General features: G+C 38.4%; 21 protein-coding genes. 8 read left to right on the forward strand and 13 right to left on the reverse strand.

Annotated elements, in window-relative coordinates; genetic code table 11:
• Positions 1-53: 53 nt before the first annotated feature.
• Together megL and WKH56_RS27395 are read right to left on the reverse strand one after the other, a co-directional pair.
• Positions 54-1241, reverse strand: a complete 1188-nt coding sequence (gene megL / locus WKH56_RS27390; protein WP_310884300.1) for a methionine gamma-lyase — start codon at positions 1239-1241, stop codon at positions 54-56.
• Positions 1242-1395: 154 nt separating this feature from the next.
• Positions 1396-2445 carry an NAD(P)/FAD-dependent oxidoreductase gene (locus tag WKH56_RS27395; RefSeq protein WP_048018529.1) on the reverse strand — a complete coding sequence of 350 codons (1050 nt, stop codon included), beginning with the start codon at positions 2443-2445 and terminating at the stop codon, positions 1396-1398.
• 188 nt (positions 2446-2633) lie between these two features.
• Here WKH56_RS27395 and WKH56_RS27400 point away from each other — a divergent pair, with 188 nt between their 5' ends.
• From WKH56_RS27400 to WKH56_RS27415, 4 genes are all read left to right on the forward strand, one after another.
• Positions 2634-3428: an ABC transporter ATP-binding protein gene (locus WKH56_RS27400; RefSeq protein ID WP_048018528.1), complete on the forward strand. Its 795-nt coding sequence runs from the start codon at positions 2634-2636 to the stop codon at positions 3426-3428.
• On the forward strand, positions 3429-4349 hold the full coding sequence (locus tag WKH56_RS27405) for an iron-hydroxamate ABC transporter substrate-binding protein (RefSeq protein ID WP_063246905.1): 921 nt from the start codon (positions 3429-3431) through the stop codon (positions 4347-4349).
• 81 nt (positions 4350-4430) lie between these two features.
• The gene (locus tag WKH56_RS27410; protein WP_342837057.1) at positions 4431-5441 is read left to right on the forward strand and encodes a FecCD family ABC transporter permease; all 1011 of its coding nucleotides are present in this window, start codon (positions 4431-4433) and stop codon (positions 5439-5441) included.
• Positions 5438-6445 (forward strand): FecCD family ABC transporter permease, encoded by a 1008-nt coding sequence (locus WKH56_RS27415; protein WP_310884298.1) that lies wholly within the window; start codon positions 5438-5440, stop codon positions 6443-6445. Before WKH56_RS27410 ends, WKH56_RS27415 begins: the two co-directional genes overlap by 4 nt.
• Before the next feature lie 38 nt (positions 6446-6483).
• On the opposite strand, the gene WKH56_RS27420 is transcribed toward WKH56_RS27415, so the two are convergent.
• On the reverse strand, positions 6484-6645 hold the full coding sequence (locus WKH56_RS27420) for a YfhD family protein (RefSeq protein WP_221813801.1): 162 nt from the start codon (positions 6643-6645) through the stop codon (positions 6484-6486).
• Positions 6646-6773: 128 nt separating this feature from the next.
• Between WKH56_RS27420 and ytzI the strand changes: the two genes are divergently transcribed.
• Positions 6774-6908, forward strand: a complete 135-nt coding sequence (gene ytzI, locus WKH56_RS27425) for a YtzI protein (RefSeq protein WP_221831771.1) — start codon at positions 6774-6776, stop codon at positions 6906-6908.
• 29 nt (positions 6909-6937) lie between these two features.
• Here the strand turns inward: ytzI and WKH56_RS27430 are convergent, their stop codons facing one another.
• From WKH56_RS27430 to WKH56_RS27445, 4 genes are all read right to left on the reverse strand, one after another.
• Positions 6938-7135, reverse strand: coding sequence for a helix-turn-helix domain-containing protein (locus WKH56_RS27430; protein ID WP_028413982.1), 198 nt, complete (start codon positions 7133-7135; stop codon positions 6938-6940).
• Positions 7136-7179: 44 nt separating this feature from the next.
• Positions 7180-7608 (reverse strand): MarR family winged helix-turn-helix transcriptional regulator, encoded by a 429-nt coding sequence (locus tag WKH56_RS27435; RefSeq protein WP_310884297.1) that lies wholly within the window; start codon positions 7606-7608, stop codon positions 7180-7182.
• Between the two features lie 61 nt (positions 7609-7669).
• Entirely contained in the window at positions 7670-9295 is a 1626-nt protein-coding gene (locus WKH56_RS27440; RefSeq protein WP_033578477.1) for a DHA2 family efflux MFS transporter permease subunit, read from the reverse strand.
• A gap of 33 nt (positions 9296-9328) precedes the next feature.
• Positions 9329-9967 (reverse strand): biotin/lipoyl-containing protein, encoded by a 639-nt coding sequence (locus WKH56_RS27445; protein WP_063246902.1) that lies wholly within the window; start codon positions 9965-9967, stop codon positions 9329-9331.
• A 279-nt stretch (positions 9968-10246) separates the two neighbouring features.
• Here WKH56_RS27445 and WKH56_RS27450 point away from each other — a divergent pair, with 279 nt between their 5' ends.
• On the forward strand, positions 10247-10708 hold the full coding sequence (locus WKH56_RS27450; RefSeq protein WP_033578476.1) for a MarR family winged helix-turn-helix transcriptional regulator: 462 nt from the start codon (positions 10247-10249) through the stop codon (positions 10706-10708).
• 50 nt (positions 10709-10758) lie between these two features.
• Here WKH56_RS27450 and WKH56_RS27455 read toward each other — a convergent pair whose 3' ends face one another.
• The 6 genes from WKH56_RS27455 to WKH56_RS27480 form a co-directional block, all read right to left on the reverse strand.
• A complete protein-coding gene (locus WKH56_RS27455) occupies positions 10759-11562 on the reverse strand; it encodes an endonuclease I family protein (RefSeq protein ID WP_221831778.1) in 804 nt (267 codons plus the stop codon).
• Positions 11559-12518 (reverse strand): S8 family peptidase, encoded by a 960-nt coding sequence (locus tag WKH56_RS27460; RefSeq protein WP_342837059.1) that lies wholly within the window; start codon positions 12516-12518, stop codon positions 11559-11561. The genes WKH56_RS27455 and WKH56_RS27460 overlap by 4 nt, the downstream gene beginning before the upstream one ends.
• A gap of 200 nt (positions 12519-12718) precedes the next feature.
• Complete coding sequence (locus WKH56_RS27465; RefSeq protein ID WP_310884295.1) at positions 12719-13459, reverse strand: DsbA family oxidoreductase; 741 nt, start codon at positions 13457-13459, stop codon at positions 12719-12721.
• Between the two features lie 201 nt (positions 13460-13660).
• Positions 13661-14641: a DUF3231 family protein gene (locus tag WKH56_RS27470; protein ID WP_033578473.1), complete on the reverse strand. Its 981-nt coding sequence runs from the start codon at positions 14639-14641 to the stop codon at positions 13661-13663.
• Between the two features lie 180 nt (positions 14642-14821).
• Entirely contained in the window at positions 14822-15742 is a 921-nt protein-coding gene (locus tag WKH56_RS27475; RefSeq protein WP_310884294.1) for an oxidoreductase, read from the reverse strand.
• A gap of 147 nt (positions 15743-15889) precedes the next feature.
• Positions 15890-16261: a thiol-disulfide oxidoreductase DCC family protein gene (locus WKH56_RS27480; protein ID WP_310884293.1), complete on the reverse strand. Its 372-nt coding sequence runs from the start codon at positions 16259-16261 to the stop codon at positions 15890-15892.
• 440 nt (positions 16262-16701) lie between these two features.
• Between WKH56_RS27480 and WKH56_RS27485 the strand changes: the two genes are divergently transcribed.
• The gene (locus WKH56_RS27485; protein WP_310884292.1) at positions 16702-17925 is read left to right on the forward strand and encodes an MFS transporter; all 1224 of its coding nucleotides are present in this window, start codon (positions 16702-16704) and stop codon (positions 17923-17925) included.
• 115 nt (positions 17926-18040) lie between these two features.
• Positions 18041-18205 (forward strand): hypothetical protein, encoded by a 165-nt coding sequence (locus WKH56_RS27490; RefSeq protein WP_168760487.1) that lies wholly within the window; start codon positions 18041-18043, stop codon positions 18203-18205.
• Positions 18206-18239: the final 34 nt, after the last annotated feature.

Below are 18239 nucleotides of genomic sequence, written 5' to 3' on the forward strand. Positions count from 1 at the left end.
TACATACGGTTAACATAAAAAACAGCGCTTGAAATTCCTCCAAGCGCTGTTTTTTATATACTATCTAATGCCTGCTGTAAATCTCTCATAATATCTTCCCAAGCTTCCAGCCCAACTGATAAACGAAGAAGTTCATTTGAGATGCCCATTTCTTTTCGAGCTTCTTCCGGCACAACTGCATGCGTCATCGAGGCAGGATGCTGAATAAGTGTTTCAGCATCGCCAAGACTCACCGCGATGGAAATGAGCTTAAGCTGATTCACCACTTTTACGGTTTCTTTATAACCGCCTTCCACTTCAAAAGAGAGAAGCCCCCCTCCTTTTCTCATTTGCTTTTTCATGAGAGAATAAGCAGTGCTGTTTTTATCCCCTGGATAATAAACGGCTTTTACCTTGGGATGGAGACTTAATTGTTTTGCGATATGTTCAGCATTTTCACAGTGGCGATCCATTCGAACGGCCAGTGTTTTTAAGCCTCGGAGTAACAGCCACGCATCAAATGGTGAAAGAATACCTCCAATATCTTTTTGCGTCGTTTTGCGCAGTACGGAAATAACCTCTTTGTCCCCTACTACAATTCCTGCCACAACATCTCCGTGTCCACCAATAAATTTAGTTGCGCTATGAATAACTAAGTCGCATCCAAGCTTCAGCGGCTGCTGCAAATAAGGAGTTGAAAAGGTATTGTCTACTACCACGGGAATTCCTTTTTGTTTGGCGATACAAGTAACTAACTCTAAATCTACTAAAGTCATAGTGGGGTTAATCGGTGTTTCAATATAAATACATGCTGTATCTTCTTTGATAGCAGCAAGAATTTCTTCCTCAGTTTCCAAGTTGGAAAAAGAATGACGGATTTGATATTTTTCCTCAAGCATTTCTAAGAGACCAAACGTGCATCCATACACTCCTTTTGAACACAAAATATGATCGCCTGCTTTTGTAAGTCCAATCAATACAGCCGATACTGCAGCCATTCCTGATCCAAATGCCAAAGCGGATTCGCCTTCTTCAAGCTGTGCCATACGCTCTTCTAAAATGGTGACCGTTGGATTAGATAACCTAGAATATACATAACCATGTTCTTCTCCGCTAAATCGGTTTGCACCTTGTTCTAGAGATGAAAATGTAAATGTAGACGTTTGATAAATAGGTGGAGCTAAACTATCAAAATGATGTTTTGATTCGTACCCTGCGTGAATGGCTTTTGTTTCAAACTGATATTTCTTTTTTTCGTTCATACAGCTTCCCCCTTATGCAAACAAGCGCTGTGTCATTTTTAAAAATGTAAGCGTTTTCTTTTATTATATTTCTCTTTTCTTTTTTCGTTCCCTTCCTCCTCACTTAGATAATTCTACCGTAGAGAAAGAAGCGACATGCACCCTGCATCTCGCTTTACTTCATCATTTGTTTAATTAGTGTTGAATTACGCTTTTTGAATACTTCATTGTGAGAAGAAACCATAGCTGTCTTAGCCGCAGAAGGCTGAACGAATTGTTTTGCTTTGTTTACGGCATTAGCAGCATCTTGAAAAGCACCCGTAATTAAATGGACTTTCCCTTCGTGCATGAGAATATCTCCCGCTGCATATACGCCTTCTACAGACGTTTCGCTTGCTGCATTACCTGCGATGTAATAGTCATCAATGGTTTTGATATGTAGTTTACTGTTTTTTAACAGCTCTGTATCTCTTTCATAACCGTGATTAATGATAACTTCTTCAACCGGCAAATAAGAAATCTCACCGGTTTGATGATTAGTCAGCTCAACTGTTTCAATAAATTCATGCGTCGCATCAGCCACTAATTTTGTAATAGATGTGTTAAGCAGACAGTGAGCTGAACTGTTTATTAATTGTCTCACCTGCGCTTCATGACCAGTTAGTTCACTGTTTCGATATGTAATATATACCTTTTCAGCAACGGGCTCTAGCTCATTTGCCCAATCAATGGCTGAATTACCTCCTCCGGAAACAATCACCGTTTTATTTTTAAAATGCTGCAGAGATTTAACCGTATAGTTTAAGTTTGTTACTTCAAATCGTTCTGCCCCTTCGATTTTGAGCTTTTGCGGACTTAAAATACCTCCTCCCACAGCAAGGATAATCGTTTTAGAGTAATGATGTTTCCCTGAAGAACTCTTCAGCTGGAAAATACCATCTTCTAAGCGGGAAATGGAGTCAACTTTCTCATTTAAAACAACAGTCGGATCAAACGTCAGTCCTTGTTCCACAAGCTGTTCAATAAGCTTCGCACCAGTAATAGGCGTTTGGCCTCCGACATCCCAAATCATTTTTTCAGGATAAACGTGAAGTTTTCCGCCTAGTTTTGGCTGATATTCAATCAGCTTTGTTTTCATTTCCCTTAGGCCGCTATAAAAGGCAGAATAAAGGCCAGCCGGTCCCCCGCCTATAATTGTCACATCAAAAAGTTCATTGTGTATCATGCACGTTCACTCCTCGTAATCAATCGTTATTGATTATCATTCTCATTTAAATATACATCTTCTTCAACGTTTTGACAATAAAAATAACTATTGACATCCGGAAACGTTCGAATTATAGTATGTAAAGTAAACGACATTGATAATCATTATCAAGTATCGTTGTATTAAACGTAAACGGAGGGGCAAATATGGTTCGCCTATATACAGAGAAATTACATATTAGTTATGGTGAACGTCTAATAGTTAAGAATTTAAGCGTTAACATTCCAGACAAAAAGATTACCACGATTATTGGTTCAAACGGATGCGGCAAATCAACGCTTTTAAAAGCCATCACCCGCATTATTTCCCATCAATCTGGCTCCGTCATTTTAGATGGCGAAAACATTTCAACAGAACATACAAAATCACTCGCTAAAAAAATGGCGATTCTCCCTCAGACACCAGAAAGTGCCAGCGGCCTAACTGTTGGAGAACTTGTATCTTATGGGCGATTTCCCTATCAAAAAGGTTTTGGGCGTCTATCGAAAGAAGATTATCAAACGATTGACTGGGCGCTTGAAGTAACCGGAACAAAAGATTACAAGTTTCGTCCCGTTGACTCTCTTTCAGGGGGTCAGCGCCAGCGAGTGTGGATTGCGATGGCTTTAGCTCAAGAAACCGATATTATATTCCTCGATGAGCCTACTACCTACTTGGATATGGCTCATCAGTTAGAAGTACTTGAACTCCTGCAAAAACTAAACAAAGAGCAGGAACGTACAGTTGTAATGGTGCTTCATGATCTAAATCAAGCCGCTCGCTTTGCGGATTATATTATCGCTTTAAAAGATGGAGAAATTGTCAAAGCCGGAAAATGTGAAGAAGTCATTACGCAGGACGTTCTAAAAAAAGTGTTTCATATCGACGCTGAAATTGGGCGGGATCCGAGAACAAATAAACCAATGTGTATCACGTATAACTTATTAAGAGGAGATAACTAAATGAAAAAATTACTGCTTCCATTCATGCTTATATTCGTACTACTTATTAGTGCCTGCAGCAACGGTTCAACTGAAAGTAAAAATGATTCTAGAAAAAACAGCGAATCCAAGACGATCACATATCAATCTGAAGACGGTCCTGTAAAAGTTCCGGCTAATCCGAAACGTGTTGTTGTGTTAGGTTCCTATGCAGGTAACGTACTTTCTTTAGGTGTTAACATTGTCGGAGTGGACTCATGGTCTAAAATGAATCCCCGCTTTGAAAAGAAATTAAAAGGCGTCGAAGAAGTATCAGAGGAAAATTTAGAAAAGATCATTGAATTAAAGCCTGACTTAATTATTGGCTTATCTACTACAAAAAACATTGATAAATTGAAAAAAATTGCCCCTACTGTCACGTATACATACGATAAAGTAGATTACCTTACTCAGCATGTAGAAATTGGAAAGCTATTAAATAAAGAAGAAGAAGCACAATCATGGGTAGACGACTTTAAAAAGCGTGCGGCAAAAGCTGGTTCTGATATCAAAGCTAAAATTGGCGAAGATAGCACGGTTTCAGTTATTGAGAACTTTGACAAGCAGCTTTATGTGTTTGGGGATAACTGGGGACGCGGAACGGAGATTCTTTATCAAGAAATGAAATTAAAAATGCCAGAGAAAGTAAAGAAAATGGCTTTGAAAGATGGATACTATGCGATTTCGCCAGAAGTTCTTCCTGAATATGCCGGAGATTATTTAATCTTTAGCAAAAACCAAGATGGAGATACATCATTTGAGAAAACAGATACGTACAAAAATATTCCTGCTGTAAAGAATAATCACGTATTTGAAGCAAATGCAAAAGAATTTTATTTTAATGATCCAATCACATTAGATTATCAACTAGATTTCTTTACTCAAAAATTTCTTGGCAAGTAATTCATTCAAGAGGAATTCTTTTTAGAATTCCTCTTACTTTATTTTACTAAATTTATTCTTACATGAAAAGATGGGTGTGTTATGAAAAAAGACAATCAGCGTTTCATTCCTTTTTTATACAAATTAATAGGTATGCTGCTCGTATTCATCATAATGTTTGTTTCTTCAATGGTTTTTGGCGCTGCTGACATATCGATAAAAGATGTATGGCTAGCACTTTCATCAAGCAGTGTAAACGAACAGATTTCGATCATCAGAGATATTCGTTTACCTCGTGAAATCGCCGCTGTTTTTGTGGGGGCTACTTTATCAGTATCAGGGGCTATTATGCAAGGTATGACAAGAAACCCACTTGCAGATCCAGGACTTTTAGGGTTAACGTCTGGCGCAAATGCGGCTTTAGCTGTAACAATTGCCTTGATCCCTTCTATAAATTATTTGGGTATTACGATTGCTTGCTTTATAGGAGCCGGGGTTGGCGCAATCCTGGTGTTTGGAATTGCTGCTATAAAAAGAGGAGGATTTTCTCCGCTTCGAATTGTACTAGCGGGGGCTGCCGTTTCAGCATTTCTATATGCCATTGGAGAAGGCTTCGGTATTTATTTTAAGATTTCAAAAGATGTATCCATGTGGACTGCTGGCGGAATTGTAGGCACTTCTTGGGAACAGCTTCAAATCATTGTTCCTTTTATTCTCGGAGGTATATTCATTGCCCTTTTGCTTTCTCGGCAGCTTACTATTCTGAGCTTAAATGAAGAAGTGGCTGTAGGATTGGGCCAGCAAACGACAAAAGTCAAAACCATTTTATTTGTCGTCATGATTCTTCTTGCCGGCGCTTCTGTTGCACTAGTGGGAAACATGGTGTTTATCGGCTTGATGATTCCTCATATTGTACGAGGAATTGTAGGAACTGACTATCGTTTTATTATCCCTATGTCCGCTATCACTGGCGCAGCGTTTATGCTGCTCGCTGATACATTGGCTCGAACGGTCAGTGCTCCTTATGAAACACCGATAGCAGCAGTTGTATCGATGATTGGTTTACCTTTCTTTTTAGTGATTGTTCGTAAAGGAGGAAAAGCATTCTCATGATTCACCCAGCGCTTATTAGAAAACAACGAATAATTATGATGCTGCTCACTGTTTTGATTCTTGGAACGGTTGTGATAGGAATGGGACTCGGTGATGCACCCCTTCCTTACAATAAAGTGTTTCCTACTCTTTTCAGCAAAGGGAATTTTACAGATGAGTTCGTCCTTTTTTCAATTCGACTTCCGCGGATTATCATTACGCTTCTAGCAGGAATGGCTCTAGCTTTATCAGGAGCTATCTTACAAGGTGTTACGCGCAATGATTTAGCGGAACCTGGGATTATAGGAATTAATTCAGGAGCAGGAGCCGCAATTGCTGTGTTCTTTTTATTTTCCCCAATTGAAGCGGGCTCTTTCGTTTATGCCCTTCCGCTGGTAGGCTTTATCGGCGCCTTGTTGACAGCTGGTCTTATCTATCTTTGTGCATATAGTAAAAGCCAAGGACTGCAGCCTGTAAAGTTGATTTTAACAGGCGTAGGTTTTTCAATGGCTCTTTCTGGAATGATGGTGGTGATTATGTCATCAGCTGATCGGGTTAAAGTTGATTTTATTGCTAAATGGATTGCAGGCAGCATCTGGGGGACAGACTGGCCTTTTATATGGGCTCTTCTACCTTGGCTTCTTGTCTTGATTCCTTTTATATTGTACAAAGCAAACTCATTAAACATTTTTAATTTAAATGAAGCTGCAGCTATTGGAGTCGGAATTTCTCTGGAGAAAGAACGTGTAACATTGCTTTTAGCCGCGGTGGCATTAGCGGCAGCCGCGGTTTCAGTGACGGGCGGCGTGGCTTTTATTGGACTTCTTGCTCCTCATATTGCTAAAGGCTTAGTAGGACCGAGAAGTCAGCTTTTTATTCCCGTTGCTATTCTACTTGGCGGCTGGCTTTTGCTGATTGCTGATACGATAGGACATAACATTGCAAATCCTAACGGTATACCGGCAGGAATTATTGCCGCCGTAATAGGTGCTCCTTATTTTGTTTATTTGCTTTTGAAAAAATAATATGCAGACGCGCTTTTTTCAGAAAGCGCGTCTAGTTATTATTTTTTTTGTCTTTCATCTGCAGCGTTCGCTCTAACCTGTGCTTCTAAATCGTCTTGGTCTGCTAATTCACGCGAAAACTCTTCGTCCACTCCATCTGCTTTAGATGCAGGATAATCTGCTACCTTTTTTAATTGTTTCTTCAACTCTTTTTCATTCATAATGAACACTCCTTTATTCTAGACTGTTATTAGTATGCGTTTGTCGTTTCTGCACTATGTGGAGAAAGAAGGAATTTTACCAATAAGACCGAAAGCATACGTAATAAGAAAAAGAAAGGACGTTTTATATGATCATCATTATTATGCTCTCTATTATCATTGTATTTGTTATTTTACTGCTGTGCGTAGTTACCACCTCAAAAGCTTATGATTATAAACATACCGTAGATCCGCTTACAAAAAAACAACACGAAAAAAAGTAGGTGCGCTCGTTTCACACCTACTTTTTTTGTTAGCCCTGCAGTGATTTTAAATCATGATCGTTCAATTGAAATGCTTGCTTAATTTTGTCTTCTAAGTTTTTTGTTACTCTTCTCTTCCCAACTTCAACCAGGGCGATTAAAGAAAAACTGCAGTTCACTGCTTGAGCGAAGTTTCGCTGATTCATATTGTAGTTTTTTCGAATGTTTTTTACCATCTCTTTATCCATTTACACTCACTCCGCATAACTCAATATACTTTTTTTATTCCTCTTCAAGTCACATGTTCATCTAGCTGCCGACAGAGCGTAAGAAATTGCTGCTGCTCTTCTTCTTTATAGCATGCAAACAGTTTTTCAATCCTTTGCTGCATGTCTTTCTCAGCCGCTTGAATCACTTGTTTTCCCTTGTTTGTAAGCTCAACCATAACTTTACGCCGATCTTCTTTTGAATGGTAGCGCTCCACAAGATTCAGTTCATACAAACGTGTAATTGATGCTGTGATAACGCTTGGGCTCGCCTTCATTTCGTCTGCCACTTTGGTCACAGGCATTGTACGTGCACGTTCAACAATCAGTAAAATATGATATTGAAAAGGGGTAATTCTGTAATACTGTAAAAGGCTTTTTACATTTGTCATTACTTTTTTGTTTAAAGATATTGAAATTCTTTGAATTTCTTCACCAAATATCAATGGATCCATCCACCTCACCGCCCCTTTCTCTCCAACATGTTTTATGATGAACTTTTGATTCTATAGCACTTTATGAATTTATACTTTTTGGAGCTGGAAGCATACGAATATCTTCCTCTTGAGCTTTTGATTTCTTTTCTTCGACTACTTTATCTTTACGTACGTCACGAAGGAAGAAACTTAAAATTAAACCGATAACAGAAATCGCTGTTGCCCAATAAAAAGCATCGTTAATACCTTGAATCGTACCTTGCTGCGTCATTTTTCCAGATAAAATCGTCAGCGCTTGCTGCTGAGCTTGATCTTGTGATAAATGCAAAGTAGCAGCTACTTTTTGTACAAATAAATGAAAGCTATTCATAAAGAATGGATCAGACGTATTCATGGAACTGCTGATTTCATTTACATGATATGTTGTACGGTTTGTAAAAATGGTCGTCATTAAACTAATACCAATTGAACCACTTACTTGACGAAGCGTATTAGACATTGACGTTCCGTGACTGCTTAGTCTCTGCGGAAGCTGATTCAAACCGGCTGTCATAATTGGCATCATTAAAAGTGACATACCAAACGATCGGATAATATAAATCGCTAAAATATGATTAAACGGTGTATCCATCGTCAGCTTCGTAAATTCAAACGTTGAAATAGATGTAATAAACATACCAACGATTGCTAGCGGACGAGGTCCCACTTTATCAAACAATGTACCTGAAATCGGCGACATAACCAGCATAACAAGTGCGCCAGGAAGCAACAGCAGTCCTGAATCAAAAGCAGAATATCCGCGGATATTTTGCAAGTAAATTGGAAGCAAGAACATACCTGCGTACATACTGATTGTAATCGCAATACTAATAATATTTGATAGTGAAAAAATATTATATTTAAACACGCGCATATCCAATAGCGGCTTTTCAGATTTAATTTGTTGAAGAACAAATATAATTAAAAGAACTGCCCCGCCAATGATTGTAGAAAGAACAACTGAATCCGTCCAGCCGTCATTTCCAGCTTCACTAAATCCGTAAAGCAATAATCCCATACCTGCAAGTGATGTCACAACCGAAGGCATGTGAACTTTTACATCCTTTGGAGGCTGAATGTCTTTTAATTGAAAGAAAGCAATAATTAATACAATCGCACCTAATGGCACCATGCCGTTAAAAAGGATGTGCCAATCATAGTTTTGAATAACCCATCCAGATAATGTTGGACCAATAGCCGGTGCGAACATCATGGCTAATCCAAAAATACCCATCCCTTTTCCTCGCATGTGAGGAGGGAAAATAAACACAATAATGGTCATAACAAGAGGCGATAAGACACCTCCGCCAATAGCTTGAATTAAACGGCCGGTAAGCATAATCGAAAATGTAGGTGCAATTCCGCAAATCAATGACCCTACTGTAAAACAAACCATTGCAAATAAGAACAAGCGACGCACACCAAATCGTTCAATTAAAAAAGCTGAAAGCGGAATTAACGCCCCGTTCACAAGCATATATCCAGTTAACAACCACTGAGCTGTATTTGCGGTTACGCCAAACTCAGTAATTAAATGCGGGATGGCTACGTTTAGTAACGTTTGATTTAATATTGCAAGAAACAAACCAAGCATTAAAACAATCAATAGCGGAATATGCTTTTTGATGGATCCATCACTTGTGTTTTCTATACTGGCTGTCATCATATTTCCTCCCTTCTTGAACTGTTGTAGTAAGAATTAGTCTTTTGAAATTTTTACTTCAGCGTTCATTCCTGGTAGCACATGCTCTGAATAATTAGAAATAGAGATTTTTACAGGAACCGTTTGAGATACTTTTGTGTAGTTTCCATCTGAGCTTGAGTTCGATGTTAAAGATGAAAGTGAATTAGTTGCATATCCCACTTCTTCAACTTTACCGTCAATTTTTGTACCACTGTCTCCATCTACTGTTACATCTACATCGTCGCCCTCTTTAATATCCTTAAGCTGATCCTCTTTGATATTCGCTACGATAAATAGATCTTTCATATCTACTTCGGTTGCAATTTGCTGTCCAGCTTGAACCATTTGATTTTCTTTTACATTTGTTTGAATAATTTTTCCATCTGTTGGTACTGTAGCAGCTACAGAGCCTTTTTCAGCTTGAATCTTAGCAATTTCAGCATCTTTTGATACATCATTTCCTTCTTCCACTGTCCAGCTTGCTACCTTACCTGCTGCAGGTGCAACTACGTTGTATACATCTCCAGATACTTTAGCGTTATCCGTTGTAATATAGTTGGATTTTTGAACGTAATAATATCCTCCTCCAATTAATAAAGCTAAAATAACGATGATTCCAATAAAATTTGTTACCATTAAGCGACTTCTAGACATTCATTACTCCTCCTTAATACTTCACTAATAAAACTACTTTTTTATATAGCTTTTTCATAAAGATATTATCTCCATCTATTAGGAGATATGTTTCTTTATAATCATCCATTTGGTTAACTACCTAAATAACTTTATCATAAAGATATTTTTTCGTAAAGATATTAATTTAAAAATAATAATGGGGGTTAAAGATAATCGTTTCCATCCTTTACAATTGTTTCATTTTATTTTAGAGTTAGTTTATATATGTCCGTAGTGTACAAGGAGATGGAAGCTAGCATGGATAACAATGTAGAATCAAAAATTGAACACCTTTATCAAATTAACACATCTTTTTTTCAATATATGCGACATTTGGTCGAAGAAACATTAAAAACGCAGCCTTATCACTTAACACCCACTAAATTTTATATCTTAAACTACATTGCCAGCGGTACAAAGTATATGGTGGCAGATATTTCAAATAAACTTCACTTAACCTCGGGCGCTACAACTAGCTTATTAAATCAATTGGAAGAAGAATCTCTCATTCAGCGCGTGCGAGACGAAAAAGACCGGAGAGTCGTGTGGGTTTCATTGACCGATGAATCCAAACAGCTTGTTTCAATGATTACAGAGAAGCGAAATGTATTTTTAAAAGATATGCTAGCAGCTCTAACTGTAGAAGAACAAGAAGAATATTTTCGCTTGTTAAATAAAATGGATGCCCTTTTGAGCGATAAATATGGATTTTCTTATTAGGATACCTAAAGGAGCTCCGTTTCGAATAGAAACGGAGCTCCTTTTTTATTTTAGAAAGCCGAATTCATTAATGTAGCTGCTTTGTCAGGAAAATCGATAAAAGGATTTCGGTTGCCTTGCAATTCAAAAATTGCTGCATTGCGATGTTTTTCATAAAGTGAAACGGTAAATTCTTCATGCCATTTTAGTAAAAGAGGAAGATCTACTCGTGAAAAGTCAATTTTATTATGATAGCGAATTAAAAAATAAAGCGTAGCTCGAGCGACAATTCCTTTTCCATATTCGGGTTCAAACTTACCTTTTTCTGATTTGCCGCACCCTTCTTTCACATCTGATTGCTTAACTTCCGGTGTATAATCCGGGAAGTCAATATAAGAGGAATTACCTCTTCGGCTGTTACAAGAAGGTTCACACGCAAACAAATGATGCAAATCGCCTCTCATAGGCTCTTGTTTTCCAAACCAAGATTGTGGGACAACGTGCTCACAGTTTAGCAGTATATCATTGCTTGAAACAGATGAGTGACTAAGCGACTGAAGTGCATCAATATCTTGCTGTATCGCTTCTAACGGATCCATACCTTTCCCTGAATACAGACTCTTCAGCTCTCCATTCTCCTGTAGATCCACCCATGGATATACATATTTATGCGGCGAATAACTCAGCAAATGCTGATGCGTTTCCGTTAACAAAGCTTGCATGGCTTCTCTTTCAAAGAGAGTACCTCGATAATAAAGATTTTTACTCTCTTCATCCGTCTTTTCATCATAATAGCTTCGTTTGTTTACGTATTCGTGATAAAGGGCTTTTGCCTGCTGTTTTTCCACCATTAATATATCTAAACTGCTTTTCATCCCATCACCTCTGAAGTCATTTGACGTTGAATTTCACGCAATAGCTTTTCAACAATGGTCAAGTGCACAAACCCGTTTCCTACTTCTCTTGGTGATTCATTTAATGGAAGTGTTCTTCTGATTAACTGTGCGTAAAGCTCTGGTTCTGTAAGTTCTCTTCCAAACGTTTCATTTGAAAGAACTTTTATCAATGCCAAAGCTCCCGCCACGTGAGGCGTGGCCATAGAAGTTCCGCTCAGTGCGGCATACTTTCCATTCAAGTAGGTTGATATGATCTTCTCTCCCGGAGCCACTACGTCCACTTCATTGTTTGAGTTGGAAAATATCGAAGAACGTTTCTTTAGATCAACCGCTCCTACGCTAATCACTTCATTATATGAGCCTGGGTATGCAAACTCATCTGTGGAGCTTTCTCCATCTCCTTCATTTCCCGCTGCGCAGACAACTAAAATATTCTGATCAACAGCATCCTGAATCGCTTCATGCAGTTCAGGTACATCGGCCGGACCTCCAAGTGACATTGAAATGATATCTACTTTTTGCTGGATGGCGTAGGTAATACCTTGAATAATCCATTCATATTGACCTGAACCATTCCCATCAAGTACTGTCAGAATAAGTAAATTCACTTCGGGAGCCACTCCTACAACGCCCGCTCCATTATGCGCTGCTGCAATTGTGCCTGCTACGTGAGTACCGTGACCACTATAGTCTTGATAAACATCAGGATTTTGCTGATCATCGTGCGTAAAATTTCTTCCTCCAATAATTCGTTCCTGCAAATCTGGGTGTGTAACCTCACAGCCAGTATCCAAAACCGCTACGGTTATTCCCTGTCCTTTTGTTTGCTTCCATACTTCCTCTGCTCCAATTAGAGCCACTCCTTGTGGGGCTTCATTAAATTGACTTAATTGTTCAACTACTTGAAATGGGATAATGCGCACTTTGCTCTTCATTCAGATTCCCCCTGCAGGATTAAATGGAAGCTAGTTCATGGTGGGATCACTTTTAATCGCTTATTTTTGGAGCTTACTCATCGAGGTTTGTTGCTTCTAAACTTATTATAACACAAAAACAGAACACATGTTTGTATTTTTGTGATTTTTTAAAAAAATAAACAAAAAGCAGAAGCGAAATTTCCGCCTCTGCTTTTTGTTTATTGTTGGTTTTTAGAGGAATCAGGAACGGCACATTGCCCATCTGCACAAAAGGCATCATCTGCGCCTTCTGGAGAAAGACTCTTCAAAGCGGGAGTCGGATTTTCTTCTTCCCATACTTGTTGGAGAGCTCCTACAAATGTTTCGACTGGCTGTGCACCTGAAATCGCATATTTTTGATTAATAACAAAATATGGAACACCGCTAATACCATATTGCTGAGCCGTTGCTTCATCACTGCGCACTTCATTTGCGTATGCGTTTTTATCTGCGAGAATTTGACGTGCTTCTTCTCGGTCAAGACCTGCATCTTCTGCAACAGCAATCAGCGTCTCTTCTTCACCTAGATGTTTTGATTCAGTAAAATATGCATATAAGAGTTTTTCTGTAATAGCTGCTTCTTTTCCTTGAGCTTTTGCAAATTTAGCTAAACGATGAGCGTCAAACGTATTAGTTGGCTTCATATCGTCAAAATTAAAGGATAATCCCACACCAGCTGCCTGCTGTCCGATCCCTTCATTTGCCTGCTTTGCTTGTTCAATGGTCATTCCATATTTAGCAGCAAGAGCTTCATTAATCGTTTTACCAGTATTAACTGAAGCATTTGGATCTAGCTCAAAGCTTTTAAATTCAACCTGCACGTCATCTTTGTGTGCAAACTGCTGAAGCGCTTGCTCTAATCGACGCTTTCCAATATAACAAAAAGGACAGACAAAATCTGACCAAACTTCTATTTTCATCGTGACACCTCTTCAATTCAAGATAATTCTTATCGTAGCATACCTTTGAAGAATTTCCATCATAACTTGCTCAAACAAAGCAAAAAACACGGTGTTGATTTACATACTAAGTGTATTGAATCAGCACCGTGTTTTTATCTCACTTATTTTAAATTCATTGCTTTTAAAAGATCATCATGTAAATACGTATTTTCATATTAGCTAATCAATACTTGGTGGAACTTCAAGCCAGCCTTTTTTAATCATAATTTCCGTCGCTTCGCTTGCATATTGAAACGCATCTTCTCCTATCAGCATCATTTTAGCCACAATATCTCTTCGAAAACTAAATGCTGCTCCAAATGCCTGACTTCCAATACTAAAATTACTTAGTAAAATATCGCATGTCAGCATCAAACGATCAGAAAAAGCAGGCGTTTCAGAAGTCGTGATGCTTCCTGTTGAGGCAACAGAAGGTGAAATATCGTCTTGTATAATTATTTCTTCTAGACGCGTAATAATCTTTTTACTGAGCTCTTTTCCTTTCAAAAAATGCTTTTTGACTTCGGTATCTTTAGCCGTTTGAGAAAAAGCCTTCATTAACTTCATCCCCACAATGTTTGTTTCGACCCCGTGATAAAGCTGAGCTAGCTCCATCGTATTTAATACTCTTTTATCCGCAAATACATTTAAGCCGCTCAAATATTTTCTGTCAGAAACAAACTCAACAGTGGTTGGCATCGGAATATAGGGTGGACGTGATAAAATCCCTTTTTTCAGTAAATACTGCGTACAGGAATCATAACAATGTTGCGTAATCTTTGTTAAATCTTGATAAAATTTCACCACATCTTCTCTGTAGGCCTTACCTAAACTTAATGTATACATCCCCATACTAATTTCTTTAATAACACGAAGAAACATAATATCAAATCCATTAGTAAATAGTTTTGGAGCCTGTATGTTTACGTCTTGAGATGAAAGCCCGGTTGGCACTACGGCTCCTTCTTTTTCAAATATTGTTTTTATCTTTCGTATGTATATAATAAGCTGCTCACGCAAATCTGTCATAATTGTTTTAGCATCTTCATCGTCTGCATGTTCAATCATATAATCCAACAAGCAAATGATTAACGTTTTCTGCTGATATGTCATCCACAGCGTTCCAATTTCACTTGAGGTAATACTAGGTTTGTCAGGCACTGTTACTTTCCTCCGCTTCTTGAGCTTTGTTGAGTGCTTTTATCGCTCAAAAGAGAACATACTCATTGTACGTTTACTTACCATTATGCTATCCAACATTCTTTTTTTTATTTAACCCGCTGATCTATAGTTTTTGAGCAACAAAAAAACAGCTCCGCACTTACAGAACTGTTTTTTATCTTAAGCACGAAACGAGTACTCAACACCTGTTAAGTCCTCAGATACGCTCCATAGTTTTTCCGCTACGTCCGGTTTAAATAAAACATCTCCCATCATATCTTTTACAGGATATCCTTTTTTAGCATCTTTTCCGTCTGGCCCAATATATGTACCGCCTTCTATTGATTCAGTGGCTGCATAAAGAGTAGGCAGCGCGCCCATTTCTGCAGATTGACTAAATAGCTTGACTAAAAATTTCAACAAGCCGTTTGGTTCTTTGCCTGAACCGCGTGATAATAGGTTTGTATTTGAAATACCCGGATGTACAGCGGCACTAATTGTCGTTGATCCGGCTGCTTCTAAGCGAGTTTGCAATTCTTTGGCAAACAATAGGTTGGCGAGTTTGCTTTGTCTATAGAACTTCATTGGACTGTAGCCTTCTTCTCCGTCGAGATTATCAAAATAGATTTCTCCAGAATTAGCGGCTATACTGCTTACCGTTACGACACGTGAATGTGGAGTGGCCGTTAGTAAAGGAAGCAGCAAGCCCGTAAGTGCAAAATGTCCTAAATGATTACAGCCAAACTGCAGTTCAAATCCGTCTTTCGTTTTGCTGTGAGGCGGCACCATCACGCCTGCATTATTAATGAGAAGATCCAAAGACGAGTATTGTTGAAGAAATTGATTGGCAAAATGCCGAATAGAGCTCAAGTCACTAAGATCTAATGACATAATAGTCACTTTAGCATTTTCGTTATCTGCTTTAATTCTTTTCTTAGCTTCTTTCCCTTTTGCTTCATTACGCACAGCAAGAATGATTTCTGTTCCGCGAGCTGCTAGAGCCTTTGCAGCTTCAAACCCAATACCGCTGTTTCCTCCCGTTATAAGGGCAGTTTTCCCCGTTAGATCAGGCATTCGTTCAGCTGTCCATTTTGTTTTCATATAAAGTTCTCCCTTTCAGCTATAGCTGCTTTTCTAGAATTTACGCGTCTCGGTCACATACGTTTTTAGAAATTAAAGTATGTATAAATTATAATGTCTTCAAAACAAAAGGGACAAGCTTTTAAAAAGCTTGTCCTTTTTATATGTTTATGTGGTTCGCGGCGAATCGTAGCGCCCAAACCAGTCGTACCTGTTTGTGGATATCCATTTGTATAGCGGACTAAACGCTTTTTTCATTAATGGTAAATGCAGAAGCACACCGATTGGACATGTAAGAGGCAAAACAGCTAAAAGCCGTCTGACCGTTTCAAATCCTGCTAATACTCCCCCTTTTTTGGTGACCATATGAATTTGATCATATAAGTCTCTTCTTTCTTCTTTTAAGTAGCTATACTCCGTTCGTTCAATGTATTGAACTGGAATCCACTGGATTTGGTTCGTCCAGTCCAGCGCCTTAATTATTTTTTTTACGTTGTAACATAAAGGACATTCCGCATCAAAAAATACTTTGTGCTTCATTGTTTCCACCTTCCTTCCCTTCTTTCTTTTTCCTTAGTTTATAAATACCCTTTTCTCATTTTTAATAACCATCATTAAGAGGCACTTCTTGTGCAGCAAGAGGCACTTCTTGTGCAGCCTGGCTTTAAAGCGAACATTTTTTGTGGAGTTTCTTTTGTGAAGCCGCGAAAGAAGATAGGATTTTTTTATAAAATATCACTTTTTTGGTTTAAAGCGCTAAAAACATGTTAGAATAGATTTCATATTGATTTGAAGCACTAGATGCACGCATTTAGTCGCATACTAAAAAGAACTGAATAAATCCAATGATAAAAGGTAAAGGTAATGTCTTCATAAACTTATCATGGAAGTAGGTTTATAAATAACGATGAAAAAAGGAGGGCTGGGTGATTACTTTTATCCATTTCATATAAGCTTTTTTACGTAAGGATGTGTAAACGATGAAAGATAAGTACATGCTGTCAGCTTCAGGTATGTATATTAACTATTTTCTACTTGGCATGGTCAATATCATGCTTGCATCAAATATGTCATTTTTGACAAAACAATTAAATACCGACGGTGCTGGAATCAGCTATATCATTTCTGCTATCGGAATTGGAAAATTGCTTTCATATTCTCTATCAGGCATCTTGTCTGATAAAGTCGGACGAAAACCTTTGATTATTGTTTCGTCTCTGACGATGGCTATTTTCTTAATTGGCATTCCATTATCGCCAAATTATCAAACAGCCTTTATCTTTGCCATTATTGCTGGTATTGCAAACTCTGCTATGGACGCTGGAACATACCCTGCTTTGATTGAAGTTTTTCCTAAATCTTCAGGTTCAGCCAGTGTTCTTGTAAAAGCATTTATATCAGCTGGAGCAGCGCTTCTGCCGTTTATGATTGCCTTTTTTGCGGATCGTGATTTGTTTTATGGGTATGCTTTTTTCCTTCCCGCTCTTATTTATTTACTAAATATGATATTTATGTTCAAACTGCCTTTTCCCAATCATAAACGCGAACAGAATACAGTTCAACAGCAAAGTACAGAAGAGAATAAATTTATCTCTCCTCCTAACATGAAACAAGAAGGAATCGCTCTTATTGTGATTGGATTTACTTCTACAGCTCTGTTTACAGTGGCTCAAATTTGGCTTCCTACTTATGGTCAACAAGTATTAGGTATGGCTGAAAGCAGCTCGGTTCGCCTTTTAAGCTACTACAGCATCGGAGCTTTAATCTCTGTTTTAGTATTAGCCGTATTATTAAGCAAAGTGCTTCGTCCTGTAACGGTTATTCTCGTTTACCCGATGATTACCCTTATCGCTGTACTTACGCTTCTATTTGTTAAAGTACCTGCTATTGCAATTGCAGCTGCTTTTTTCATGGGATTTTCTACGGCTGGGGTCTTTCAATTAGCGATTACCGTTATGACCGAGCTTTTCTGGAACAAAAAAGGAACGGTTACAGGAATTGTAGCGACCGCTGCTGGATTAGCTGCAATTTTATTGCCTTTAGCAACAGGGCTCATGTCTAAAACGGGACATATTTCAATTATCTTTATCTTTGATGCGATGCTTTCAGTAGTAGGTATGGCGGCGGCGGCTTTTGTTAATTACCGCTACCGCAAAATTTTAAATAAAAAGCCCCGCGAACAAATTCAAGAAACAGCCTCATAAAAAAGAGGCTGAGGCAAAAGTATTTTAGAGAAAGTAAAAAAAACGAACCATTAATGAATGGTTCGTTTTTTGTTATGGTGAACGTATGTGTCATTTCTTTAGGTCCTTCTAGCAGTTGATTGGAGGGCAAGGTGAAGACTCCTGCGGGGAAAGTGGAACAGATGAGACCCCGCAAGGAGGCTCATCGGCCACCCGCGGAAAGCGAAGACTTGCACGGAAATCAACTGCGGTGTCACAAGCAGTGCAGCTCATGCATACTATTTGTTTGTCTTTAGATTAGATTAATTTGGTAATATCTCAACCTCTTCTTAACT

This window comes from Priestia sp. SB1 (assembly GCF_038898415.1).